This window comes from Spirillospora sp. NBC_01491 (assembly GCF_036227065.1).
GTDB classification, from domain to species: Bacteria; Actinomycetota; Actinomycetes; order Streptosporangiales; family Streptosporangiaceae; genus Spirillospora; species Spirillospora xylanilytica.
The window spans coordinates 4,959,522-4,983,376 of the sequence record NZ_CP109432.1 but is presented as its reverse complement, the minus strand read 5'-3'; the positions used below and the strand labels follow the sequence as shown (position 1 = coordinate 4,983,376).

Here is a 23,855-nt window from a genome sequence, read left to right as displayed (position 1 = left end):
CGACCTGGCTTTGGCGAGCGCGGCATCGCTTGCGATCTGGCCGGTGCGGCTCGCCTCCGGCATCGCCCACCGGCCAGGTAGCGCGCTCGTGCTACGGCTGGGGCACTGTGAGACAGGCCCAAGCCCGCGCCGGTCGTGCGGGACGGGGTCAGTGTCCGGCGACGAGGGTGAAGGCCGCGGTGCGGACCGTGTCGCCGTGCTTGAAGTCGAGGAACGCCCGGTAGGTGCCGGGTCCGGGGACCGCGGCGTGGAAGGTGATGCCGGGACCGGGCGCGGTGACCCCGTCGCCGGGCTCGCCGTCCGGGTGGACGTGCACGTACGCGAGGTCGCCGGCGCGCAGTACCACCAGGTGCCCGTACGCCGCCAGGTAGGGCTGGAGGTCGGTGACGGGCGCGCCGTCCCGGTGGACGGTGAGGGTGATCTCGCGGGCCTCGCCGGGCACCAGGTCGCCGGCCAGCGTGACCTCGTAGCCGTCCACGACGTCCACGGTGGCGGGCGCGGGCACCGGGAGCGGCTCGTACGGCCCGCTCACGGCCAGGTCGGCGCCGAGCGTGACGGTCCTGCCGAGGGCCTCGGGGGCGATGTCGGCGAACACCCGGTAGGCGCCCGCGCCGGGCAGGTCGAGCCGGACCGACCAGGTGCCGTCGTCGCCGAGTTCCGGGTGCACGTGCCAGAAGCCGGTCAGTTCCCGCCGGGCGACGATCAGGTGCAGGTCGCGGTCGTGGAGCGGGGTGTAGGCGGTGACCGGGGCGCCGTCCGGGCCGAGGATCCGGAACCGCAGGCGGGTCGCGCCCGGACGGATGATCGAGCGGTCCAGGTCGAGGGTGTACCCGTCCTGCGAGATCTGGAGACCACCAGGGAGGCCGCCCGCGTCGTGGTGCCCGGCGTGGTGCCCCTGGGCCGGGCCGGAGTGCGTCGTGGTGGTCATGGTGCCCATCCTCTCCGTGTGCGTCGCCGTGTTTCGCCGACTCCTGGAGCATATACGGGTGGGGGGTATATGGCCAGCGAGAACGAGGTGAGTCGGGTCACCCGGACGGCGGGACGGCCCGGTCCGGCAGGTGCGCGCGGACGCCGGTCCGGACGACGAAAGGATCGCGCGCGGCCCTGTGTCAGGGGCCGCGCGCGATCCGCAGGGGGCTCGGAGCCGCCGGGGGCCTCAGCGACCGGCCGGGACCTCCGGCCGGGCCGGGGTGCGGGCGTCCGCTCCGGCGGCGGCCGGCGCGGCGTCGTCGCTGAGCGCCTTGAAGCGCTTCAGCCGCAGGCTGTTGCTCACCACGAACACCGAGGAGAAGGCCATCGCCCCGCCCGCGATCATCGGGTTGAGCAGGCCCGTCGCGGCCAGCGGCAGGGCGGCCACGTTGTAGGCGAACGCCCAGAACAGGTTGCCCTTGATCGTGCCGAGCGTGCGGCGGGACAGCCGGATCGCGTCGGCCGCGGACCGCAGGTCGCCGCGGACCAGGGTCAGGTCGGACGCCTCGATCGCCACGTCGGTGCCGGTGCCCATCGCCAGGCCCAGGTCGGCCTGGGCGAGCGCGGCGGCGTCGTTGACACCGTCGCCGACCATCGCGACCGTCCGGCCCTCGCCCTGGAGCCGCTTGACCACATCGACCTTGTCCTGCGGCAGGACCTCGGCGATGACCTCCTCGATCCCGACCGCGTCCGCCACCGTGCGGGCGACGGTCTCGTTGTCCCCGGTGAGCAGGACCGGCCGCAGGCCGAGCTCGCGCAGCCGGGTGATCGCCTCGGCGGACGTCGGCTTGACCTGGTCGGCGACGGTGATCACGGCGCGGGCGGCGCCGTCGTAGCCGACCGCGACGGCGGTGTGGCCGAGCTTCTGCGCGTCCGCCATCGCCTTCTCCAGCTCGGGGGGCAGGTGCTGGGACCACTCGGCGAGCAGCCGCGGCCGTCCGACCAGGACGCCGTGGCCGTCCACCATGCCCTGCACGCCGAGGCCCTCGACGTTGGCGAAGTCCTCCACGGCGGGGAGGGCACCGGTGCGCTCGGTGGCGCCCTTGGCGATGGCCTGCGCGATCGGGTGCTCGGAGGCGTCCTCCAGCGCGCCGGCCAGCCGGAGCGCCTCGGCGGCGTCCCCGCCGTCGGCGGTGATCACATCGACCAGGGCCATCCGGCCGGTGGTGACGGTGCCGGTCTTGTCCAGCACCACGGTGTCGACGGAGCGGGTGGACTCCAGCACCTCCGGGCCCTTGATCAGGATGCCGAGCTGGGCGCCGCGCCCGGTCCCGACCATCAGTGCGGTCGGGGTGGCCAGGCCGAGGGCGCAGGGGCACGCGATGATCAGCACGGCGACCGCGGCGGTGAACGCGCCGGCCAGCCCGGTGCCGGTGCCGATCCAGAAGCCGAGGGTGGCCAGCGCCAGCATGATCACGATCGGGACGAAGATCCCGGAGATCCGGTCGGCGAGCCGCTGCACCTGCGCCTTGCCGGTCTGCGCCTCCTCCACCAGCCGGGCCATCTGGGCGAGCTGGGTGTCGGCGCCGACCCGGGTGGCGCGGACCAGCAGCCGTCCGCCCGCGTTGACCGTCGCGCCGGCCACGGCGTCGCCGGGACCGACCTCGACCGGGACGGACTCGCCGGTGAGCAGCGAGGCGTCCACGGCGGACGAGCCGTCCTCGACCACGCCGTCGGTGGCGATCTTCTCGCCGGGACGGACCACGAAGACGTCCCCGGTGGCGAGGTCGTCGACCGCGATCCGCTCCTCGCGGCCGTCCCGGACGACCGAGACCTCCTTGGCGCCCAGCTCCAGCAGCGCCTTCAGCGCCGCGCCGGCGCTCCGCTTGGAGCGCGCCTCGAAGTAGCGCCCGGCCAGGATGAACGCGATCACCCCGGCGGCGGCCTCCAGGTAGATGTTCATCGACCCGTCGGAGCGGGTCATCGAGAACTCGAAGCCGTGCTTCATGCCGGGCTCGCCGGCGGTGCCGAGGAACAGCGCCCAGAGCGACCAGCCGAACGCGGCGATGGTGCCGACCGAGACCAGCGTGTCCATCGTCGCCGCGCCGTGCCGCAGGTTGGTCCAGGCGGCCCGGTGGAACGGCCAGCCCGCGTACGTCACCACGGGCGCGGCGAGCACCAGCGACAGCCACTGCCAGTACTCGAACTGGAGCGGCGGGATCATCGCCATCAGGATCACCGGGACGGCGAGCACGACCGCGGTGGTCAGCCGCTGGCGCAGCGGGCGCAGCCCGTCGTCGGGCTCGCCCTCGGCCTCCGCGGCGCCCGCCCCGGTCCCGGCCGCCTTGGGCGGCGGCGGCAGTTCGGCGCGGTAGCCGGCCTTCTCGACCGAGGCGATCAGCTCCTCGGGCGACACGCCCTCGGGGTATTCGACCTTGGCCTTCTCGGTGGCGTAGTTGACCGTGGCGGTCACGCCTTCGATCTTGTTCAGCCGCTTCTCGATGCGGGCGGCGCACGACGCGCAGGTCATCCCGCCGATGGCGAGCTCGAGCTTGCCGGATCCCCTCTCGGGGACGGTGCCGGTGGTCATCACTCCTCCTCAGAGGGATTGCCGCACTGGCGCTGCCGGTTCCGGCGGCGGATCAGCGGGTGGGTCGGTCTGCGGGTCAGCGGTCGATGGGTCGGTCAGTGCTCGTGGTCGCCGTGCTCCGGTTCCCCGGCGGGCGGGGAGGACGGAGCGGGCGAAGTGGACTGGGGGGACGGCGCCGGCGCTCCGGCGACCGCCGTGAACTCGGCGGTGCGGACCGTGTCGCCGTGCTTGAAGTCCAGGTAGAGCCGGTAGGAGCCGGCCGCGGGCACCTCGGCGTAGAAGGTGATCGCGGGCCCGGGGGCGGTCCTGCCGTCTCCGGGCTCCCCGTCCGGGTGGACGTGCAGGTAGGCCAGGTCGCGGTCGCGGAGCGCGACCAGGTGGCCGTACGCCTCGAGATAGGGCTGGAGGTCGGTGACCGGCTTCCCGTCCTTGCTCACCGTCAGGGTCAGCTTGCTGGACCTGCCCGGGACCAGATCGCCCGCGAGCGCGACCTCGTACCCGTCGACCTCGGCGACCCGCTCGGCGGCGGGCAGCGGCTCGGGCCGGAAGTCGCCCGGGGCCGAGACGTCGGTGCCGAGGGTGAGCTGCCGCTTCGCGCCCTCGGGCCGGACGTCGGTGAAGAACCGGTAGGTGCCCGCGTCCGGCAGGGTCAGCGGCATCGACCAGACGCCGCCGCCGACCTGCGCGGGGTGCACGTGCTGGAAGCCGGACAGGTCCCGCCGGGCGATGATCAGGTGCAGCTTCTCGCCGTGCAGCGGGGTGTAGCGGGTGACGGGCGCGCCGTTCGGGCCGGTCACGGTGAACCGGAAGTCGGTCTGCTTCCCGGGGGTCACCGTGGTCGTCTCGGGGTTCAGCGTGTAGCCGTCCTGGACGGTCTGGAGCCCGCCCGGCGCGGGGGTGCCGGTCTCCTCGGCGGTGCCGCCGGAGTGGCCGGAGTGCGCCGACCCGTGGTCGCCGGACTCGGCGGTGGCGCCGACGGGACCGACGATGGTGCCGATCCCAGCGGCGCTGCCGAAGGCGGCGGCCAGGCCCAGGGCGTAGGCCCCCAGCTTGGTCGCGGTGTTCATGGTCGCCTCACACCTTCACTTCGTAGCCGGCCTCTTCGACGGCGTCCCGGATCAGGGCGTCGTCGACGGCCGTGTCGCTGGTCACGGTCACCGCTCCGGTCTTGAGGTCGACGTCCACGGCGGTGACGCCCGCGACCTGCCCGACCTCCTCCTTGACCGATCCGACGCAGTGTCCGCAGGTCATCCCGGTGACGGTGTAGGTGGCGGTGCTCATGTGCGGATCCCTCTCTCTGGTTACCCCTGGGGGGTATCTCGTGGTCCTCATGCTGCCATAGCGCTTCAGTCTCTGCAACCCGTACCCCCTAGGGGTTGTTCCGAGATCCGGGTCACGTTCGAGAAAATACCCTCGGGGGGTAGGGTGTGCCGTTCCTGCCTTCCGGGCAGGCCCGCACCCGAAAGCTGAGAGGAACCCCCCATGCGCACCCATCGGAGGATCGTGATCGCCGGCGCCTCGCTCGCCGGACTGCGCGCCGCGCAGACCCTGCGGGACGAGGGCTTCGCCGGAGAGCTGGACCTGATCGGCGCCGAACCGCACCTGCCCTACAACCGGCCGCCGCTGTCCAAGAGCGTGCTGACCGGGGACGACGACGTCGCCCTGCCGGGAGCCGACGAGATCGACGCGCGCTGGCTGGGCGGGCGCCGCGCCGTCCGGCTCGACGGCGACGTCCGCGCCGTCACGCTCGACGACGGGACCCGCCTGCCCTACGACGGCCTCGTCATCGCGACCGGCGCCCGCCCCCGCCTGCCGGCCGGCGGCTGGACGGACCTGCCCGGCGTCCACGTCCTGCGCACCATCGACGACGCGCTCGCCCTGCGGGCGGCCCTCGCCGGAGGCCCGCGCCGGGTGGTGGTGATCGGCGGCGGCTTCATCGGCGGTGAGATCGCCTCGACGGTACGGGCCCAGGGGATCGAGACCGTTCTCGTGGACGCCGCGCCGTTCCCCATGGCCGGCGTGATCGGCGAGACCGCGGCGGGCTGGCTCGCCGGCCACCACCGGCGGAACGGCGTCGACCTGGTCTCCGGCACCCGGGTGACGACCGTGGAGCGGACGCCCGTGGACGGCGCGCCTGTGGACGGCGGGTCCGGTCATGAGGGGACGGCCCTGCGGGTGCGGCTGGACGACGGCCGCTCGCTCCCCGCCGACCTGGTCGTCGCCGGCATGGGCGTCCTGCCCAACACCGAATGGCTGGAGGGCGGCGGTGTCCGCGTCGACGACGGCGTGCTCACCGACGCGGCGCTCTTCGCCGCCGACGGCGTCGTGGCGGCGGGCGACGTTGCCCGCTGGCCGCACGGGCTCTTCGGCGGGGAGGCGGTGCGGGTCGAGCACTGGGCCAACGCCAACGAGCAGGGGGCCGTCGCCGCTCGCAACCTGCTGCGCGGGCCCGCCGAGGCCGAGCCGTTCACCGAGGTTCCCTCACTCGGCACGCGCGTGCACGGCGTCCGGGTCCAGTGGGCGGGCTTCCCGCGCCTCGCCGATACCTCGCGGGTCGTCGCCGGGGATCCGGCGGACGGACGGTTCGCGGTGGCGTTCGGCCGCGCCGGCGTCCTGGTCGGCGGGGCCGCCGTCGGCCTGCCCAAGGAGCTGATCCGGCTGCGCCGCGCCATCGCCGCCGGGGAGCCCGTTCCGGCCCTGGCGGGCTGATGTTGCGCGGAAGTTATCCACACCCTGCGTGACGTCCCGGACCGGCCCCGCTCCGGGGTTCTGTCGATATTTGTAGAGGTATAGCCCTCGCCAGGCCCGGCGGGGCCGGGCCTGGCGGAGTTGTACACAGGGTTTTCCACAGCTTTCCACAGGGTTGTGGACGGAAATCATCGCCGATACTGGGGACATGCCAGAGCTACCTGAGGTGGAGGCCCTGACCGGGTTTCTGCGGGAGCGCGCGGTGGGTCGCGTCGTCACCCGGATCGATGTTCTCGCCATCTCGGCGCTGAAGACCTACGACCCGCCGGTGACCGGCCTCGGCGGACTGACCGTCACCGGCGTCGCCCGGCACGGCAAGTTCCTCGACCTCGACGTCGACGGGCTGCACCTGGTGATCCACCTGGCCCGCGCGGGCTGGCTGCGGTGGCGCGAGGAGGTCCCGGTCAAGCCCGCCCGGCCGGGCGGCAAGAACCCGCTCGCCCTGCGCGTCCACCTCGACGACGGGTCCGGCTTCGACCTGACCGAGGCGGGCACCAAGAAGGGCCTGGCGGTCTACGTCGCCCGCGATCCCGCCGATGTCCCGGGGGTGGCGGCGCTCGGTCCCGATCCGCTCGCCGAGTCGTTCACGCCGGCCGCGCTGGGCGCGATCCTGGGCGGCAACCGCACCCGGGTCAAGGGGCTGCTGCGCGATCAGAAGGTGATCGCGGGCATCGGCAACGCCTACTCCGACGAGGTGCTGCACGTCGCGAAGATGTCCCCGTTCAAGATCGCGTCCTCGCTCACCGAGGAGGACGTGGCGGTCCTGCACGAGGCGATCGTCGGCACGCTCCGCGACGCGGTCGCGCGCTCCGAGGGGCTCGCGGCGCACGACCTGAAGGGCGAGAAGAAGACCGGCCTGCGCGTGCACGGCCGGGCGGGCGAGAAGTGCCCCGTCTGCGGCGACGTCATCCGCGAGGTGGCGTTCGCCGACTCGTCGTTGCAGTACTGCCCGACCTGCCAGACCGGCGGGAAGCCCCTCGCCGACCGCCGCATGTCGCGTCTCCTCAAGTAGCCGCCCTCCTGAGGCGGCCCGCGCAGGGATGACGGGCCGGCGAGGGGCGCCGTCGGGACGGCGACAGGGCGGCGACGGAAGAGGGTCCCGGCCGTCCATGACCGGGACCCTCTGGTTGAAACGAACCGAAACGGGGACGGCTCGTTCAGCGGACCTTGGGGACACCGCCGAACAGCGGGGCCAGCCCGCTCCAGCGATGCAGTTCACAGCCGTCGGCCCGGGTGAACTTGGCGTCGACCGGCTTGCCCTGCCACGTGCCCTTCACCGTGGCGGTCTCCGGGCCGCCGTAGATCTTCGTGCACATCTGGTTCTTCGGCGGCGCCGCGAACGGGGCCTTCGCCTTGGCGAGGACCGCGCATGCCTGGTCCGCCTTCGGATGGTCGCCGCCCGCCGGGGCGCAGCCGAGGGTCCAGGTCTTGGCGGGCGCCTCCGCGGAGGCCCTGACCTGGACGGTCAGCTTGTTCTCGGCCGCCGGGCTCTCCGACGGCCGGACGGACGTGGTGGCCGAGGGCCGGTCGGCTGGACCGGCGGCCTGTTCGTCGCCGCAGGCCGCCAATGACATGATCATGGCCAGGCCGGGCGTGGTGAAAAGGAGCGTCCGATACCGCATAAGTGATTCGACGCGGCAGGGGTCCGCGCGGTTCCATGGGGGTGTGATGAATTTCGGGGACGACGTGCCGGCGGTGGACGCCGCGGACGTTCCGCAGGACGCCTACCTGCTGGATGTGCGCGAGCAGGAGGAATGGGACGCGGGCCACGCGCCCGGGGCGGTCCACATCCCGATGAGCAGGCTCGGCGACCGCGCCGCCGAGGTGCCGCAGGACCGGGAGGTCTACGTGATCTGCCGCTCGGGGGCACGGTCGGCGCAGGTGACGGTGGCGCTGAACCAGGCCGGCTGGCTGGCCAAGAACGTCGACGGCGGCATGAAGCGATGGGCCGAGCTCGGCCGTCCGGTGGAGAACGGCGGCGACGGCCCGCCCCCCTTCATCGCCTGACGTCCGGCGAGGCGGGGCCGGCGGGCCGGACGTCCGCCGCAGCGGGGCCGGCGGGCCGGGTGCCGACCGCGGCCAGGCCGCGATTTGCCGTGCGTTGTACGATCGGTGCCGACCGACTATCCGCGGGAGCTCGTGCCGAACGGGCTGAGAGGGCGATCTTCAAGGCGTCGCCGACCGCATGAACCTGTCCGGGTAATGCCGGCGTAGGGAGTGTGTCCCATGTCGTCCGCTGTGAAGCCGCGCCCTCAGGACGAGGTCCCCTACACCCTCGACGAGCCCGCACCGAAGGTGCTCGGCTTCTGGGACCAGGGGGCGTTCTGGGCCAATCTCGGGGTCAGCCTGTTCGCGTTCTCCGGCGCCTACACCGTGCTGGCGCCGGACGGCGCGGGCCGGCCGACGCTGTCGATCGCCGCCGGGATCGTCGCGATGGCCGTCGGCACCGTGCTCGGCGGGCTGATGCTGGGGCTGGCCGCCGCGCCCGGCGCGCGCACCGGGCAGCCCGCGATGGTGCTGCTGCGCGGGCTGTTCGGCGCGCGGCTGTCGTACGTGCCGACCGTGTTCAACATCGCGCAGCTCATCGGCTGGGGGACGTTCGAGCTGATCGTCATCGCCGACGCGGCCCGCGCGCTGTGGGACGGCGTCCCGCGCTGGTCGTACGTGGTCGCGGCCGGGGTGCTCACCACCGTGCTGACGATCTGGCCGCTCGGCTCGGTCCGGATGCTGCGCCGGTACGTGACGGTGGCGGTGATGATCGCGCTGGTCTACTTCTACGTGCAGCTCCTGCGTGAGCCGCTGCCCGACCTGACCGAGGGCTCGTGGGGCGGGTTCTGGCTCGGCGCCGACGCCGCGCTCGCGGTGTCGATCTCGTGGGTGCCGGTCGCCGCCGACTACACCCGGCACGCGCGCAGCGCCCGCGGGGCGTTCGGCGCCGCCGCGATCGGCTACTCGGTCACCCAGATCGTCGCCTATGTCCTCGGGCTGCTGGCGCTGGCGCTGGTGGCGGGCGACAGCGGCCGGATCTACGATCCGTTCCTGCACGTCGCGCTCGGCGCGGCGTTGTTCGCGGTGTTCGTGCTGCGCGAGGCCGACCAGTCGTTCGCCAACGTCTACTCGACCGCCGTCTCGATCCAGAACCTGTTCCCGCGCGCCGACCGCCGGGTGCTGTCGATCGGGCTCGGCACGGGGATCACCGTGCTGGCGCTGCTGCTCGACATCGGCGACTACGCCGGGTTCCTGTCGCTCATCGGATCGGTGTTCGTGCCGATGCTGGGCGTGCTGGCCGCCGACTTCTTCCTCGGCCGGGGGCGGGACGGGCGCTGGGACAGCTCGCGCGCCGCGCCGTCCCGGTGGGGGATGATCATCGCCTGGGTGATCGGTGTGGTCGCCTACCAGTTGATCAACCCGGGCACGGTGAGCCGGTGGGCGGGGTTCTGGACCGGCGTCCAGGACGCGCTGCGGTTCACCCCGCAGAGCTGGATGAGCGCCTCGCTGCTGTCGTTCCTGGTCGCGGGGCTGGCTGCCGTCCTGATCGGCCGGGTGCGGGGCGCCGCGCGCTGATGTGGCGTTCCTCCGGCGGCGGGCGCCGCGCGGTGGAAACCTTTCGGTGGCCGTTGACCAGCGCCGTTCGGGATGCGATGGCACGATTGCCTCGTGCAGTACCACGCCCACGACCCGATCGCCCGCGCCGTCATCCAGAGCGCGGCCGACGCGATCGTGGCCGTCGACCACCACTACCGCGTCACCGTGTGGAACCCGGCGGCCGAGCGGATGTTCGGCTGGACGGCCGCCGAGATGCTGGGCCGGGTGCCGCCGATCGTGCCGGACGAGCTCCAGGCCGAGCACAACGCGGTGCAGGAACGGCTGCTCACCCGCCGTCCGGGTGAGGGCGGCGAAGCGGCCGAGGGCACCGGGACCGGTACGGGCGGCGCGGGCGGTACGGGCGACGGCGGGCAGATCTCGATCGCGACCCGCCGGTTCCACCGCGACGGGCGCCTCATCGACGTGCGCATCGACACCAGCCTGCTGAAGGATCCGGGCGGCGCGCTGCTCGGCTGGGTCGGGGTCTACCACCCGGTCGAGGAGGACGAGGGCGTCCAGCACCACATGGCCGAGCGGGCCCGCCTGGTGCGCCGCCTCAACGACATCATCGCCGACCTCAACGCCGAGCTCGACCTGGCCGTCGTGCTCGACCGGATCACCGGCGCGCTGATCGAGCTGACCGGCGCCGACGCGGCCGGGTTCGTTCGGATCGAGGGCGACCGGCTCCGCCTGGTCAGTATGACGGGACTGCCCGAGCACATGCGCGGCAGCAGCGCCGAGCTGCGCCCGAGCCTGGTCGGGGAGCTGCTGCGGTCCGGGAAGACAGTGAAGCTCGCCACCGGCGAGCGGCGGCTGGGCGACCTGATCTGGTCCGAGCTGCCCGGCCTGCACACCGTCGCGCTCGGCCTGTCCTACTTGCAGAACAGGCCGTACGGCGCGCTCTACGCGCTGTTCTCGGGCCGCCGGATCGGGCACACCGAGCTCGAACTGCTGGAACTGCTCGCCGGGCACGCCGGGGTCGCGGTCGGCAACGCCGTCGCGTACGCCGAGGTCGTCCGGCAGCGCGCGCACGAGCGCGCTGTGATCGACTCCAGCGCGGACGGCATCGCGGTGCTGGGCCGCGACCGGGTCGTCCTCCAGTGGAACCCCGCCGCGCACGCGCTCACCGGGGTCCCGGCGGAGGAGGCGATCGGGCGCGAGCTGCCGTTCGACATGCCCGCGCTCGGCGAGATGCTCACTGTCGAGCTGCCGTCCGGGATCTGGCTGAACGTGCTGGCCGCCGAGATCGAGGAGACCGGCGAGCTGGTGGTCGACTTCCGCGACGTGTCCGAGGCCAAGGCGCTGGAGGAGGCCAAGGACCTGTTCCTGGCCACCACCAGCCACGAGCTGCGCACCCCGATCACCGTGGTGCAGGGTTTCGCGAGCACGCTGGTCAACCGGTGGGACGAGCTGGCCGACGGCGACCGCCGCGCCGCCGTGGCCACCATCGCCGAGCGGGCCCAGTCGCTCGGCCGGCTCGTCGAGCACCTGCTGCTGGGCTCGCGCGCCGGCGCCGACGAGCTGGCCGTGACGGTCGAGACGTTCGACCTGGCCCGGCTGCTGGAGGGCGTGGTCGGCGGGTTCCGGTCGCTGTCGCCGGTGCACCGGGTCGAGCTGGAGATCGCGCCGGGCCTGCCGCCCGCGCGCGGTGACGCGATGGCCACCGACATCGTGCTCGGGCAGCTCCTGGAGAACGCGTTCAAGTACTCGCCGGACGGCGGGACGGTCCGCGTGCGCGCCTGCCTCGAGGGCCGCGACCTGGTGGTCACGGTGGTGGACGAGGGCGTCGGGATCGCCCCCGGCGACCACGAGCGGATCTTCGAGCGGTTCGTCCAGGGCGAGGCCGGCGACCGGCGCCGCTTCGGCGGCATCGGGCTCGGGCTCTACATCGTCAAGCGGCTGACCGAGGCGCAGGGCGGCAGCATCAGCGCCCGCCCGGCGGACCCCCCGTCCGCCCGCGCGGGCGGCGGAACCTGCATGCGGCTGGTCCTCGAACGCGCGAGCTGAGACCGTCCGGCCGTTTCTGGACGGGATGGGGCGGGTGATGCGGCGGGGACGCGGGGTGACCGTCCCGGGCCGAGGCCGGAACCGGCCAAACCGAGGGCCGGTACGGTGTGTTTACGTGATCTTGACAGGAGTGCGGGCGTGACCCTGCGGAAAAGTACGGTGCCGCGGGGGTGTGACGGACGAAACGTGCGCGTGAGGAGTAATCCGCCGTTGGCTGGATAGATCCTTTGTTGTTCGCCGTTGGTGACGAGGTTCCGTTACGGGCCACGGGCAGGGGGTGACCGCCGTGACCGGAGGGTCGGTCGCTCGTTGTGCGAGTGGCAAACTGTTTTGTCCAGGTTTCCGGATGGCTCCTTCAGGGCATTTCGGTCGTACCGGAACAACGGTGACGGGACTCGGTCGAGCAGCCGGGAGCATGAGGAGGTGAGGGCGTCGAGCGTCGTACTGCTGCCACACGCACCGTCCAGCGTCGCGGTCGCCCGCAAGCGCCTCAGCTCGGAGCTGGTCGCCTCCGGGGTGTTCGAATCCGTCGTCGACGACGCCAGCGTCATCATCAGCGAGCTCCTCAGCAACGCCCTGCGGCACGCCAGGCCGCTGCCCTCCGGGCAGATCCGGGTGTCCTGGACGCGCCGCGACGACCTGCTCGAGGTCGAGGTCAGTGACGGCGGCGCGATGACCGAGCCGCGCCGCGGGCCGGGCACCCTGTCGTCCCTCGGGGGACGCGGGCTCGGCATCGTCGAGGCGCTCTCCGAGGGCTGGGGGGTCCGGCACGACAACGGCTCCACCACGGTCTGGGCCGTGCTGCGCGCCCCGCACCTCGCGGGCGCGAACGGGTCGATGCCGCCGAGCGCTGCGCACGCCGTGCTGCCGGAGGCGGGCGGGCCGACCGGTCCGGCCGAGGTGCCCGACGCCGACCTCTGCGGCGGCACCCGGCGCGGAGCCGCCTCCTCGACCCGGGCCTACCCCGCCTAGATTCAGCACCGTCCGACCTTGTATGGTCCTCCTCAAGCTCGGGCGCTGTCGTGCCCCCGTCGACACCGCCCGAGCTATCCACTTCGCGGCCCCCGGGCGCCCAAAAGCGTCCGGGGGCTTTCGCGTTCCCGGCTCTTGGAAGAGTGTTTTTGCAGGTCAGGACGGTGGTGCGTCGCGGAGGACGGGGCAGGACATGCAGCGGGGACCGCCGCGGCCGGTGCCGAGCTCGCTGCCGCTGATCCGGATGACCTCGATGCCGGCCGCCTCGAGCTGCGCGTTGGTCTCGATGTTGCGCTCGTAGGCCACGGCCAGGCGGGGCGCGACCGCGAGGGTGTTGTTGCCGTCGTCCCACTGCTCGCGCTCGGCGGTGACCGGGTCCAGGCCGGTGTCGATGACCTTCAGCCGGTCCAGGCCCATCGCCTCGGCGGCGGCCTCCAGGAACGGGCGGGGCTCGGCCACCCGCAGGTCGCCGCCGGCGGACGTGACCGTGCTCGCGGTCAGCGAATGGGCCACCGGCGGGTACATGACGACGGTGTCGACGTCGACCATCGTGCACACGGTGTCGAGGTGCATCGTGGCCCGCTCCTGCGCGATCGGCACGGCGAGGACGGTGTGCGCCAGCCCGGCCGCGAACACCTGCCGGGCGAGCCGCTCGACCCCGGCGGGCGTGGTGCGCTCCCCGGTGCCGACGGCGATCACGCCGGGGCTGAGCAGCATGACGTCGCCGCCCTCGACGGGTTCGAGGGACGGGCCGTACACCGGCCGCACCCCCGCGAACCGCGGATGGTGGGCGTAGATCAGCCCGGTCAGCGCCGACTCGCGGCGCCGTGCCGGCATGGCCAGGCTCGTCACCGCGACGCGGTCGCCGATCCAGGCGCTGCTGTCGCGGGTGAACAGCAGGCCGGGCAGCGGGTCGATGATGAAGTCGAGCCGGTCCATCAGCCGGTAGACCAGCCCGTGCCCGGCCTTCAGCTCCTCGTGCGCCAGTCCCGCGATCAGCGTGTGCGAGAGGTTCTCGGGGTCGAGGTCGCGCAGATGGCCGTCCACCACCCGGCGGAGCTGGTCGCCGAGGCGCGGGTCGCCGACGACCTGGGCGATGGCCTCGTCGCGGGTCTCCTCGTACTCCAGCGCCTCCTGGAGCAGCTCGGTCACGTAGAGGACCTCGACGCCGCGTTCCCGCAGCGCCTCGGCGAACGCGTCGTGCTCCTCCTGGGCGCGTCCCGCCCACGGGATCGCGTCGAACAGGAGCTGGTCGCTGTTGCGCGGGGTGAGCCGCTTGAGCTCCGCTCCCGGACGGTGCAGCAGGACGGTGCGGAGTCGTCCGACCTCGCTGGTCACCCGATGCGTGCGCCCCGCCGTTTCCGTCACAGTCGCGAGTCTAGGTGCCCGTTGATCGACCAGAACCCCCATGACCGGACCTATGCCACCATTTGGGAAAGGGGTGCCGGTCGGAAAATCCGTGGACTTCGGGTGGGGCGGCTCGTACCCTCAGGACCATGTTCCTCGCAGCCGGCACCCGTACGCTCGCAGACCTCGGTCTGCTGAGCGCGGTGCCGGCTGCCTCCCACGTGGCGGCAGCGGCGGCAGGCGCGACCGTCGTCGACGGCGCACGAAGCTGACCCCTCTCCGTCCCACCTCCGGAGAACCAGCGGAGGGGGGTGGTCGGGAACCGCGGGCGCGTGAGCGCGCTCGCGGGGGGTTCTCACCTTCCAGCCGGAACCGCGTGAGGACGCAGAACCATGGCCAAGCAGCTTTACGAGCGCGACAAGCCCCACCTGAACATCGGGACGATGGGCCACGTCGACCACGGCAAGACCACCCTGACCGCGGCGATCACCAAGGTGCTCGCCGGGCGGGGGCTGGCCTCCGCGGTGCCGTTCGAGGGCATCGACCGCGCCCCCGAGGAGCGCGACCGCGGCATCACCATCAACATCGCGCACGTGCACTACGCGACCGCGACCAGGCACTACGCCCACGTGGACATGCCCGGTCACGCCGACTACGTGAAGAACATGATCACGGGTGCGGCGCAGGTGGACGGCGCGGTGCTGGTGGTCTCGGCGCAGGACGGCGCCATGCCGCAGACCCGTGAGCACATCGTGCTGGCCCACCAGGTCGGCGTCCGGCACATCGTGGTGGCGCTCAACAAGGCCGACATGGCCGCGGACCCCGAGCTGCTCGACCTGGTCGAGCTGGAGGTCCGCGAGCTGCTGTCGGAGTACGGGTTCCCCGGTGACGAGGTGCCGGTGGTCCGGGTGTCCGGGCTGCGGGCGCTGGAGGGCGACCCGTACTGGACGGCGCGGATCGTCGACCTGCTCGACGCGATCGACGCGTACGTGCCGGTGCCGGAGCGGGTGCTCGACCGGCCGTTCCTGATGCCGGTGGAGAACGTGCTCACCATCACCGGGCGCGGCACCGTGGTGACCGGCGTGGTCGCGCAGGGCTCCGTCCGGACCGGTGACGCGGTCGAGGTGGTCGGCCTCGGCGACACCTTCGGCAGCGTCGCGACCGGGCTGGAGACGTTCGGGCAGTCGATGGAGCACGCCGAGGCGGGCGACAACACCGCGATGCTGCTGCGCGGGGTGAAGCGGGACCAGGTCCGGCGCGGCCAGGTGATCAGCGCGCCGGGCGCGGTCCGGCCGCACACCCGGTTCCGTGCGCGGGTGCGGGTGCTCACCGCGGCGGAGGGCGGCCGGAGCAGGCCGTTCTTCCACGGGTACCGGCCGCAGTTCCACTTCCGCACCACCGATGTGGTCGGCGACGTGGACCTCGGTGAGGGCGGCATGGCGCTGCCCGGCGACGGCGTCGACATGGCCGTCGAGCTGGGCAAGCCGGTCGCGATGACCGAGGGGCTCGGCTTCGCGATCCGCGAGGGCGGCCGGACGGTCGGCGCCGGCACGGTGGTCGCCTTGCTCGACTGACCGGCCTCAGGGCCCGGTGGAGACGGGGGTCGGTTCCCGCTCCACCGGGCTCGGGGCGGGGAGTGGCCGATATTCGCGAGCTGTCCGGTCTGAAATACTTCGGCCTAGAGTGACCGGTCAGTCGCGAACGGCTGGCGGATGCGATCCCCATGTGGTGAGATTTCGGGGATCATCCCCGCTGATCCCATCCATGGAGAACGTGTGCGAGCCCCCCGCGCCCTGATCCCCTTGCTCGCCGTCTGCGGCGCCGCCGCGGTGGTGGCCGTCGCCGGTGCCGGCGCGGCGATCGAGGGCCTGCCCGACGTCGGACCGGCGCATGCCGACGGAGCGCGCAAGAAGGTGGCCGCCGCCACGGTCACCACGATGACCTGGAACGTCTGCGGGGACGCCGAGCCGGGCTGCCCGCTCGGCTCCAAGCCGGCCGAGCTGGTCAAGCGGATCCCCGCGCAGATCGACGCCAACGAGGTCGGCGGGCGCCGGGTCAAGGCCAACGCCGTCCTCCTCCAGGAGGTGTGCGCCGGGCACGTGACCGCGCTCAAGCACGCCGCGTCGCTGCGCGCGTGGAGCTGGACCTTCGCGCCGTCCGGGAAGTCGCGGACCTGCGCGAACGGCGAGGGCCGGCCGGGGGTGGCGATCGGCACCAAGGCGGCGCTCACCGGGGTCAAGATCGTCCCGCTGCCCGCGCCGTCCCGCCAGGAGCGCGTCGCGGTCTGCGGCGACGTCGAGTCGTGGAGCACCCGGCTGTGCAGCACCCAGTTCAGCTCCTCGAGCTGGGACGACGATCCGAGCGGCGACTGGCGGCGCAAGCAGGTGCACCGCCTGACCACCGCGCTGGAAGGGGCCCGCAGGGTGATCGTCGGCGGCGATCTCGCGGATCGGCCCGACGGGACGACGCTCGACCCCCTCTACCGGGCCTACGCCGAGTGCGACCAGGGCCCCGGGACGGCCCGCGCGGGCGCGGGCACCGCGCAGAACTGGCGGGGCGAGGCGACCGAGAAGACCGACTACCTCTTCACGACCAAGGCCGCCGGCATCTCCTGCGGCGTCCCGGCCGTCGCCACGCACGCCTCGGACCACCGGCCCGTGACCGCCGTCATCCGCTTCCGCCCGCCGTCGGCCCCCTCGTCCCGCTGACCCGCGCCTGTGACCTAGCCCTTCTTGGCGGACTTGGTGATCAGCGACACGACCAGCACGACCACCACGGCCACCAGGCCGACGAAGAAGAAGAGCTTGAGCATCGAGAAGATCGCGCCGATGACCGAGACGACCAGCCACAACGCGAGGATTACACCGACGATTGTCAGGATTGTCCGAGCCATGTCCCCAACCTATGCGGTCGCCCGTCCGGCGTCATCACACTCCGGGAGGACTCTGGAGCGGGCCGGACCCGCCTAGCGGCGGAGATCGACCCTGAGAGCGTCCCTGATGTCCACCCCCGCGCGGGTCCCCTGGTCGAACGGGGCGGAGCCCTGCCCGAAGCCCGTTCCTCCGGGGAAACGGCTGGGACTACTGGGACTGGGACGCGCCGCGTCCACCGGATGCCGCGATCGCGAACCGCAGGCCGACCAGCACGCCGGCCGTGCCGACCGCGACGAGGTCCCAGGCGTAGAAGTGCAGATCGGCCGCCGACTTGATGATCCACTCCGGTGGCAGGTCGCGGTGCATGAGCAGCACGTAGCCGGCGCTGCCGATCCGCTCGCCCACGCCCAGCGCGACGTATGCCGCCACGGCCGCGGCGATCGGCACGGCGGCGCGCGGCCGGGTGAACAGCACCCCGACCGCGGTGAACAGGCCGACCAGCGCGCACTCGGCCACGTAGTACCCGGTGGAGGACCGCAGGCCCAGCGCGATCGGCGACCGGTAGACGCGGAAGAACGTCATCACGATGGACAGGCCGGTGGCGACGGCGCCGCCGAACAGCAGGAGCGCGATCACCGCGCCCATCGGGGAGGCCGGTCGGGATCTGGGCATCAGCCCATTTAACAGACCATCGCGGAATTTCGGCGGACGACCTTGCCCGCGTGTTCGACGCGGCCTTCGTGGCGAGACCGCCCGCACCCCGGCGGCGGCGCCGGGCTGCCGCTTCGAGGTCTGTCTCCCGGTGATGGTCTGACCTGCGCCGATGGCCTGACGGCAGGTCGGCGGCGGTGTCCGTGGCGACCCGAAAGAGTGACCTTTATCTCTTCTCGGGGTGGCCGCTGGGGCCGGGTCGCCCGGCGGCGGTCAGCGCTCGAAGGACTCGTCGATGGCGCGGAACGTGGGGCAGGGCCAGCGCCACATGCACGCGCGGCAGCGCCGGATCGGCTGGTCGGGGTCGCTGGAGATGCCGCCCGACTCCTGCGGCCGGTGCAGGTCGAGCAGCCGGATGCCGAGGTCGGCGAACGTGATCACCTCGTCCCGGGCGCCCGCGAGGAAGGTCAGGTCCTCCCGGGACAGCCGGGTCCTGATCGGCACGAACCCGGTCCGGTTCACCAGCCGGGACAGGTACTGGGTGGACGCGCGCCACGAGTTGGACTTCTCCGAGCGCGCCCGGATCGTCTGGAGGCGCTCGCGCAGCCGGGTCTCCCGCGGATCGGTCCGCCGTTCGGCCTTCACGCGCGCCGCACCTCCCGTTGCCCGATCGCCGGCCGCGCGTCGCTCGCGGTCTGGCCGTGCCGCCGTCGCACTCGCTCAGCTTCTCTCACTCGGTGCCCCGGCGCGGGGAAACACGCAGATCGTGAGGGGGCCTCGTGGAGGCGGGCGCCAGGGGCGGGCGGGGCGTCGCCGGGCGGCCCGGCCCGGACGTCCGGCGGTCCCTGCCGGACGCCCGGCGGCCCCATCGGGACGCCGAGCGGCCGGGCCGGTGCGATGTGTGCGCGACATAACCGTACGTAGTACACAAAGCGTGCAAGGGGTGCGGAGCGGTGGCACGGTCCGGACACGACCGCGCCACACGGACCGTGGCGGCAGCCTGGCCCGGCCGCCGCCGGGCCGGTAGTGTGCCGGACGTGGAGCTAAATGTCACGACCGCGTCTCAGGGAGGTCACGCCGTCGTCACAGCGACCGGCGAGCTGGACCTGTACACCGCGCCCCGGCTACAGGCCGCGCTCGCGGGATTGCTGCGCGATCAGGTCGTCCGCATCGTGGTCGACCTGAGCGGTGTCGAGTTCTGCGACTCGACCGGCATGAACGTGCTGCTGGCCGCGATGAAGCGGCTCAAGGAGCAGGGCGGCGCGCTCGAACTCGCCGCGCCGCGTCCGGCCGTGAAGCGCATCCTTCAGGTCACCGGGCTCGACTCGGTCTTCACCGTGTGCGACGCCGTGCCGGCCCTGGACGCGGGCTGATCCGTCCGAGCGCGACGCCCTGACGGGCCGCCCTCGGAGCCGAGCCGACCCACCGTACCCACCGCAACCGTCCGCCACCGTCCGCAACCGACCGGCGACCCGTGGGGCAGCGCCCCCGCGGGTCGCCGTTGCGTCCGTCCCCGCGCGTCCCGCGCGCCGGGGGACGGCGGGTCACCGGCGGCATCGGGCCGCGCGCACTACGATCGCGATATGCAGGACGTAGCCGTGATCATCCCGGCCAAGGACGAAGCCGACCGTATCGGGGACACCGTGCGGGCCGCACTGGAACTGCCGGGCGCCGGCCTCGTCGTGGTCGTCGACGACGGCTCGGCCGACGGCACCGGCCGCGCCGCGCAGCAGGCCGGGGCACGGGTCGTCCGGCACAGCCGCAACCGGGGCAAGGGCGCCGCGATGGAGAGCGGCGCCGAGGCCGTCCGGCTCCTCGGCGCCGAGGACGACCGGCAGCGCCACCTGCTCTTCCTCGACGCCGACCTGGCCGAGACGGCCGGCGCCGCGGCGCCGCTGGTCGAGCCGGTGCGCAGCGGCGAGGCCGACATGACGATCGCGGCCTTCTCCAGCACGGTGAAGCTCGGCGGCCACGGCTTCGTCGTGCGGCTGTCCCGCGACGGCATCCGCCGCGCCACCGGCTGGGAGGCCACCCAGCCGCTGAACGGGCAGCGCTGCCTGACCCGCGAGGCGTTCGAGGCCGCCCGCCCGCTCGCCGCCGGGTTCGGCGTCGAGACCGCCCTCACCATCGACCTGCTGCGCAAGGGCTTCCGGGTGAGAGAGGTGGAGGTGCCGCTGGCGCACCGCGCCACCGGCACCGACTGGCGGGCGCAGGCGCACCGGGCCCGGCAGTTCCGCGACGTCACCAGAGCCCTGGCCACGCGCGAGCCCGCCGTCGCCGGAGGACTGGCCCGACTGCGCGGCCTCCGCCTCCGGTGATTCGGTCCCGGGCCGCCCGCGCCGGTTCCGCGCGCCCCGCTCCGGGGCCCGCGGGGAAGGACGGCGACGGCACCGACGGCGTAGAGGCCGACGACGTCGTGGAAGCCGGCGCGGATGTCACGGGCGGCACGGGACCGGCGGCGGGCGCGCGGCAGGGGACCGCCGGACTGATCGCGATCGGGTCGGGGCTCGCGTGCTTCCTGCTCACCGCGTTCCTCGGGCCGTCGGTCTTCGAGCCGGCGCTGTCCGGCGACCGCGTGCACCCGCCGTACTCGCTGACCGTCCACCCGTCGCCGTTCCTGGTGGTCGCGCTGGTCGTGGCCGGGGTGATCGCCGGCACGGCCGGGCTCGGGCTGTGCCTCGACGCGGTGCGCCGCGGCTGGCGGTGCCGGCCGGTCCCGCTGGTGGCCGCGGGGCTGCTGGTCGCGGCCCTGTTCGCGTTCATGCCGCCGATCGGATCGTCCGACCACCTCAACTACGCCGCCTACGGCCGGATGGTGGTGACCGGGCACGACCCGTACGCCACCCGGGCCGTGGACGTGCCCGGCGACCCGGTGATCGGCGCACCGGAGGAGTGGCGCAGGACACCGTCGGTGTACGGGCCGATCACCACGGGCGGCCAGGCGCTCGCCTCCTGGCTCGGCGACGGGTCGGTCCGGCTGACGGTGTTCGTGCTCTCGATCCTCAACACGCTCGCGTTCGCGCTGACCGCGCTGATCCTCTACCGGACGTCCCGCACGGGCGAGCGGCGGCTGCGCACGGCGCTGCTGTGGACGTGCAACCCGCTGGTGCTGCTCCACCTCGTCGCGGGGGCGCACAACGACGTCCTGGCGATCGCCCCGATGGTCGCGGCCGTGGCGCTCTTCGCGGCCCGTCCCCGCGCGAGCGGCTGGCGGGCCCTGGCCACCGGCGCGGTGGTCGGCGCCGCGACGGCGGTCAAGCTCCCGGCCGCGCTGGTGGGCGGCGGGCCCGCCTGGGCGCTGCTGCGCCGGGCCCGCACCGACCGCGGCGCGCTGCTGCGGCTGGCCGGGCTGTTCGGCGGGGCGGCGGCGGTCGCGGCGATCGCGTTCGCGCTGGGCGGCCCCAACTCCCTCGACCAGGTCAACCAGTCGAGCAACATGGTCTCGCTCGCCACCCCCTGGCGGCTGGTCGACCGGGCGCTCGGCGTGGGCGGCCAGCGCGACCTGATCAAGCTCTGCTCGGTGGCCCTGGCGGTGGTGCTGACCGTGCTGCTGGCCCGCGCGCTGCCCCGCGAGCCCGGTGCCGCCGCGTCCGGACGCGGCGCGCTCACCGGCGGTCCGGCGGGCGAGGACGAGGCGGGGGAGAGCCGGCGGATCGCGGCGGCGCTGGTGCTCGCCTGGCTGTTCGCCGCGCCGTACGAGCTCCCCTGGTACGACGGTTTCGCCTGGGCGATGCTGGCGCTGCTCCCCTGGTCGCGGATCGACTGGCCGCTGCTCGCCCACACCGGCGTGCTGAGCCTGGCCTACCTGCCCGCGCGGGCGCCGCACCGGATCGGGATGCCGGACTCGCTGTCGTGGCTGTTCACCGTGGTGCGGCCGTGGGTCATTCCGCTGGCACTGACGGCGGTTCTGGGCGCTCTGATCGCGATCTGCCTTCGGCGTCGAGATCGAGTTCCAGCGACCGGACGCTCGCCGCGAGCATCAGCGGGATCGCCAGGCTGAACGCGACCGACAGGATCACCACGCCGGAGTCGTTCGCCAGCGTGCCGACCACCCCCACGGTCAGCGCGCCCAGCATCGCGGGACGCATCGTCTCGCTGTGCTCGTAGGCCTTGTGCAGCAGCGAGACCCGCCACCGGGCCGGCCGTGCCAGCACGAAGAACAGGAAGCCGACCGCCCCGGCGAGCGCGATCGTGAACGGCCAGTAGCCCAGGCTGCTGATCATCGCCGTGAACTTGCGCGCCACGACGTCGCCGGCGTCGCCGGACATCAGGTCGCGCCAGAACCGGCCCAGGTGCGTCGGGTTGGCGCTGTGCGAGTTCTGGTACGAGATCGCCAGCACCAGCGCGGCGCCGGCCAGGCAGAACAGCCCGAGCTTCCACAGCGAGACCCGCTTGCCCGCGACCATCATGCCGAGTATCGCGAAGGCGGGCACCATCGCCAGCACGCCGCCGAAGTCGGCGCCCCAGGGGGGCAGCCCGTCGACCGCGACCGCGAACACGCCGATCGCCGCGACGGCCGCGACGGCGAGCCCGCGGCGGCCCGCCCGCAGCGGGTACTCCGACAGCCACGCCGCGGTGAGGACCGCCGCGACCGCGAACAGCGCGAACGCCTGGTTGCCGAACCCGTAGAAGCGGCCCGCGATCAGCGCCGTGTAGCCCATCAGCGAGTTGAGCTGGAGGCTGGACCCGCTCATCACGTCCAGCGCGAGGACCAGTGCGGTCACCCCGGTGATCACCAGTCCGGGCGCGACCGGGGAGCGGCGCCACGGCCCGATCAGCGCGCTCCCGGCCAGCAGCGCGCTGAACCCGAGCACGGTGCCGATCAGCACCGGCGTGGGGTGCGGGGCCTGCCACCACGGCAGCAGCCCGGCGAGGAACGAGGCGCCCGGCGCCGCTCCCCCGATCAGCGCGATCACCCGCGTCCAGCCGAGGATGCGGGCCCGCGACTGCGGACGGTCGTTCAGCCGGCGCAGCGCCAGCGCGGCGATGCCGTACAGCAGGAGCTGGGTGCCGAACAGCACCCAGTAGAACGATCCCTGGACGGCGCGGATCGCCTGCGCGGCGACGTCCTCCTCCACCAGCGAGTCGACCCGGTCGGCGGTCGGGGCCTCGTCGGCCTCGGACCGCCAGGGCGACCCGACGGCCTGCTTGGGGTCGGCGAGGCCGAGCAGCTTCAGCGTGGTCGCGGTGACGTCGGTGAGGGTGACCATGCCGGGCTGCCGGGTGGCGCTGGAGGTGAGGAAGCCCGGCCCGTACTTCAGGCCCGGGTCTCCCCCGCCGGCGCCGCGCGCGATGGCCACCCGCAGGTGCGGCTGGACGCTGGTGTCGGACAGTCCCGCGACGAGCACCGTGGTGTCGGCCGGGATCCCGGCCAGCACCTGCCCGACGCGGCGGTCGACGGCGGACGCGGCGGCGGCGCGCTTGGCGTGCTCCAGCGGGACCTGGTCGCCGTGCGGGTCGACGCCCGCGTCCAGGTAGGCGCGGAACATGTCGTCGATGTCGACGGCGGCGAGCCGGCAGCGCGACCAGTCCTCGGCGGTCGCCTTGTCGGGGGAGGCGAGGTAGCGGTCGACGCGGCCCGCGCCGTCGGCGAGCCCGAACACGGCGCCCGGCCCGACCGCCAGCGTGCAGCCGCCCGCGGTGTGGACCGCGTCGCCGAGCAGCCCGCTCTGGGCGTGGTAGGTGGTGCGCGCGTTGTCGTCCTTGATGGCGGGCCAGCCGGGCGCGACGGCGCCGCCCGCGGGCGGCGGGCCGGTCGGGGAGGGCTGGCCGGCGACGATCGGGGACGAGGGGAGCGCGCAGTCGCCGTGCGCGAGCCGGGACCGCTGCCCGGCCGACACCGTCAGCCAGCCGTCGGTCGGGCAGGTGTTCACCCTGGTGGTGCGGATGCTCAGCCCGGCGCCCGACCCCTGCCCGGTCAGCCTCCACAGCTCGGGGGTGTCGCCGGCGGTGACGTCGCTCCACATCAGCCCGGGAATCCCGATGATCACCGTGCGGCCCTCGATGCCCGCCGCGCCGGGTGTCCGGCCTGCCGCGGCGGGGTTTTCGGCGGCGAGCGCGGGGGTGATCGAGACGCAGGTGAAAAGTGTGATGAGGGTGGCGATGAACATGCCAATGCCTGCCCCCCGCCGCGTCATGGGGTTCAGGTTACACAGGGTGCACCACTGCCGCCG

21 protein-coding genes and 1 riboswitch are annotated in these 23,855 nt (G+C 73.5%); of the genes, 11 read left to right on the top strand and 10 right to left on the bottom strand.

All coding sequences use genetic code 11. The features are described from left to right. Positions 1-148: 148 nt before the first annotated feature. From OHA34_RS23220 to OHA34_RS23205, 4 genes are all read right to left on the bottom strand, one after another. Positions 149-928, bottom strand: coding sequence for a hypothetical protein (locus tag OHA34_RS23220; RefSeq protein ID WP_285939559.1), 780 nt, complete (start codon positions 926-928; stop codon positions 149-151). A gap of 228 nt (positions 929-1,156) precedes the next feature. After that, positions 1,157-3,499, bottom strand: a complete 2,343-nt coding sequence (locus OHA34_RS23215) for a heavy metal translocating P-type ATPase (protein WP_285939560.1) — start codon at positions 3,497-3,499, stop codon at positions 1,157-1,159. Positions 3,500-3,594: 95 nt separating this feature from the next. Next, positions 3,595-4,566, bottom strand: coding sequence for a hypothetical protein (locus OHA34_RS23210; protein WP_329518894.1), 972 nt, complete (start codon positions 4,564-4,566; stop codon positions 3,595-3,597). A gap of 7 nt (positions 4,567-4,573) precedes the next feature. Then, positions 4,574-4,780, bottom strand: a complete 207-nt coding sequence (locus OHA34_RS23205; RefSeq protein ID WP_285939562.1) for a heavy-metal-associated domain-containing protein — start codon at positions 4,778-4,780, stop codon at positions 4,574-4,576. 201 nt (positions 4,781-4,981) lie between these two features. Here OHA34_RS23205 and OHA34_RS23200 point away from each other — a divergent pair, with 201 nt between their 5' ends. Together OHA34_RS23200 and OHA34_RS23195 are read left to right on the top strand one after the other, a co-directional pair. Continuing rightward, complete coding sequence (locus tag OHA34_RS23200; RefSeq protein WP_329518893.1) at positions 4,982-6,208, top strand: NAD(P)/FAD-dependent oxidoreductase; 1,227 nt, start codon at positions 4,982-4,984, stop codon at positions 6,206-6,208. Positions 6,209-6,395: 187 nt separating this feature from the next. After that, entirely contained in the window at positions 6,396-7,259 is an 864-nt protein-coding gene (locus OHA34_RS23195) for an Fpg/Nei family DNA glycosylase (protein ID WP_285939564.1), read from the top strand. 145 nt (positions 7,260-7,404) lie between these two features. On the opposite strand, the gene OHA34_RS23190 is transcribed toward OHA34_RS23195, so the two are convergent. Next, the gene (locus OHA34_RS23190) at positions 7,405-7,869 is read right to left on the bottom strand and encodes an SSI family serine proteinase inhibitor (RefSeq protein WP_285939565.1); all 465 of its coding nucleotides are present in this window, start codon (positions 7,867-7,869) and stop codon (positions 7,405-7,407) included. A gap of 46 nt (positions 7,870-7,915) precedes the next feature. On the opposite strand from OHA34_RS23190, the gene OHA34_RS23185 reads away from it, so the two are divergent. The 4 genes from OHA34_RS23185 (at position 7,916) to OHA34_RS23170 (ending at position 12,811) form a co-directional block, all read left to right on the top strand. Then, on the top strand, positions 7,916-8,254 hold the full coding sequence (locus OHA34_RS23185; protein WP_285939566.1) for a rhodanese-like domain-containing protein: 339 nt from the start codon (positions 7,916-7,918) through the stop codon (positions 8,252-8,254). Positions 8,255-8,366: 112 nt separating this feature from the next. Beyond that, positions 8,367-8,481, top strand: a riboswitch (TPP riboswitch). Then, entirely contained in the window at positions 8,474-9,811 is a 1,338-nt protein-coding gene (locus OHA34_RS23180) for a purine-cytosine permease family protein (protein WP_285939567.1), read from the top strand. Its footprint overlaps the riboswitch before it by 8 nt. Before the next feature lie 93 nt (positions 9,812-9,904). Further along, positions 9,905-11,839, top strand: coding sequence for a PAS domain-containing sensor histidine kinase (locus OHA34_RS23175; protein ID WP_432763044.1), 1,935 nt, complete (start codon positions 9,905-9,907; stop codon positions 11,837-11,839). Between the two features lie 423 nt (positions 11,840-12,262). Beyond that, positions 12,263-12,811: an ATP-binding protein gene (locus tag OHA34_RS23170; protein ID WP_285939569.1), complete on the top strand. Its 549-nt coding sequence runs from the start codon at positions 12,263-12,265 to the stop codon at positions 12,809-12,811. 156 nt (positions 12,812-12,967) lie between these two features. On the opposite strand, the gene OHA34_RS23165 is transcribed toward OHA34_RS23170, so the two are convergent. After that, positions 12,968-14,179, bottom strand: coding sequence for an arginine deiminase (locus tag OHA34_RS23165; RefSeq protein WP_285939570.1), 1,212 nt, complete (start codon positions 14,177-14,179; stop codon positions 12,968-12,970). A gap of 371 nt (positions 14,180-14,550) precedes the next feature. Between OHA34_RS23165 and tuf the strand changes: the two genes are divergently transcribed. Both tuf and OHA34_RS23155 read left to right on the top strand, forming a co-directional pair. Further along, a complete protein-coding gene (gene tuf / locus OHA34_RS23160) occupies positions 14,551-15,732 on the top strand; it encodes an elongation factor Tu (protein WP_329518892.1) in 1,182 nt (393 codons plus the stop codon). Between the two features lie 201 nt (positions 15,733-15,933). Further along, positions 15,934-16,866: an endonuclease/exonuclease/phosphatase family protein gene (locus OHA34_RS23155; protein WP_285939572.1), complete on the top strand. Its 933-nt coding sequence runs from the start codon at positions 15,934-15,936 to the stop codon at positions 16,864-16,866. 14 nt (positions 16,867-16,880) lie between these two features. Here OHA34_RS23155 and OHA34_RS23150 read toward each other — a convergent pair whose 3' ends face one another. The 3 genes from OHA34_RS23150 to OHA34_RS23140 all read right to left on the bottom strand — a co-directional run bounded on the left by OHA34_RS23150 (position 16,881) and on the right by OHA34_RS23140 (position 18,327). Then, entirely contained in the window at positions 16,881-17,051 is a 171-nt protein-coding gene (locus tag OHA34_RS23150; RefSeq protein ID WP_285939573.1) for a hypothetical protein, read from the bottom strand. A gap of 187 nt (positions 17,052-17,238) precedes the next feature. Beyond that, positions 17,239-17,703 (bottom strand): hypothetical protein, encoded by a 465-nt coding sequence (locus OHA34_RS23145; protein ID WP_329518891.1) that lies wholly within the window; start codon positions 17,701-17,703, stop codon positions 17,239-17,241. 252 nt (positions 17,704-17,955) lie between these two features. Then, a complete protein-coding gene (locus tag OHA34_RS23140; RefSeq protein WP_285939575.1) occupies positions 17,956-18,327 on the bottom strand; it encodes a hypothetical protein in 372 nt (123 codons plus the stop codon). Positions 18,328-18,719: 392 nt separating this feature from the next. Here OHA34_RS23140 and OHA34_RS23135 point away from each other — a divergent pair, with 392 nt between their 5' ends. From OHA34_RS23135 to mptB, 3 genes are all read left to right on the top strand, one after another. Then, positions 18,720-19,055, top strand: a complete 336-nt coding sequence (locus tag OHA34_RS23135) for an STAS domain-containing protein (RefSeq protein ID WP_285939576.1) — start codon at positions 18,720-18,722, stop codon at positions 19,053-19,055. Between the two features lie 210 nt (positions 19,056-19,265). Further along, positions 19,266-20,000 (top strand): glycosyltransferase family 2 protein, encoded by a 735-nt coding sequence (locus OHA34_RS23130; protein ID WP_285939577.1) that lies wholly within the window; start codon positions 19,266-19,268, stop codon positions 19,998-20,000. Between the two features lie 98 nt (positions 20,001-20,098). Further along, a complete protein-coding gene (gene mptB / locus OHA34_RS23125; protein WP_329518890.1) occupies positions 20,099-21,682 on the top strand; it encodes a polyprenol phosphomannose-dependent alpha 1,6 mannosyltransferase MptB in 1,584 nt (527 codons plus the stop codon). Here the strand turns inward: mptB and OHA34_RS23120 are convergent. Further along, positions 21,564-23,819 (bottom strand): hypothetical protein, encoded by a 2,256-nt coding sequence (locus OHA34_RS23120; RefSeq protein WP_329518889.1) that lies wholly within the window; start codon positions 23,817-23,819, stop codon positions 21,564-21,566. The two genes, mptB and OHA34_RS23120, sit on opposite strands and share 119 nt — an antisense overlap. Between the last annotated feature and the right edge of the window lie 36 nt (positions 23,820-23,855).

What these genes read in the sequence shown, in the direction of transcription:
- OHA34_RS23150 (WP_285939573.1), bottom strand. Translation starts at nt 17,051, where the DNA reads ATGGCTCGGACAATCCTGACAATCGTCGGTGTAATCCTCGCGTTGTGG.
- OHA34_RS23210 (WP_329518894.1), bottom strand. Translation starts at nt 4,566, where the DNA reads ATGAACACCGCGACCAAGCTGGGGGCCTACGCCCTGGGCCTGGCCGCC.
- OHA34_RS23120 (WP_329518889.1), bottom strand. Translation starts at nt 23,819, where the DNA reads ATGACGCGGCGGGGGGCAGGCATTGGCATGTTCATCGCCACCCTCATC.
- tuf (WP_329518892.1), top strand. Translation starts at nt 14,551, where the DNA reads ATGGCCAAGCAGCTTTACGAGCGCGACAAGCCCCACCTGAACATCGGG.
- OHA34_RS23200 (WP_329518893.1), top strand. Translation starts at nt 4,982, where the DNA reads ATGCGCACCCATCGGAGGATCGTGATCGCCGGCGCCTCGCTCGCCGGA.
- OHA34_RS23195 (WP_285939564.1), top strand. Translation starts at nt 6,396, where the DNA reads ATGCCAGAGCTACCTGAGGTGGAGGCCCTGACCGGGTTTCTGCGGGAG.
- OHA34_RS23185 (WP_285939566.1), top strand. Translation starts at nt 7,916, where the DNA reads ATGAATTTCGGGGACGACGTGCCGGCGGTGGACGCCGCGGACGTTCCG.
- OHA34_RS23220 (WP_285939559.1), bottom strand. Translation starts at nt 928, where the DNA reads ATGACCACCACGACGCACTCCGGCCCGGCCCAGGGGCACCACGCCGGG.
- OHA34_RS23190 (WP_285939565.1), bottom strand. Translation starts at nt 7,869, where the DNA reads ATGCGGTATCGGACGCTCCTTTTCACCACGCCCGGCCTGGCCATGATC.
- OHA34_RS23180 (WP_285939567.1), top strand. Translation starts at nt 8,474, where the DNA reads ATGTCGTCCGCTGTGAAGCCGCGCCCTCAGGACGAGGTCCCCTACACC.
- OHA34_RS23130 (WP_285939577.1), top strand. Translation starts at nt 19,266, where the DNA reads ATGCAGGACGTAGCCGTGATCATCCCGGCCAAGGACGAAGCCGACCGT.
- OHA34_RS23145 (WP_329518891.1), bottom strand. Translation starts at nt 17,703, where the DNA reads ATGCCCAGATCCCGACCGGCCTCCCCGATGGGCGCGGTGATCGCGCTC.
- OHA34_RS23205 (WP_285939562.1), bottom strand. Translation starts at nt 4,780, where the DNA reads ATGAGCACCGCCACCTACACCGTCACCGGGATGACCTGCGGACACTGC.
- OHA34_RS23215 (WP_285939560.1), bottom strand. Translation starts at nt 3,499, where the DNA reads ATGACCACCGGCACCGTCCCCGAGAGGGGATCCGGCAAGCTCGAGCTC.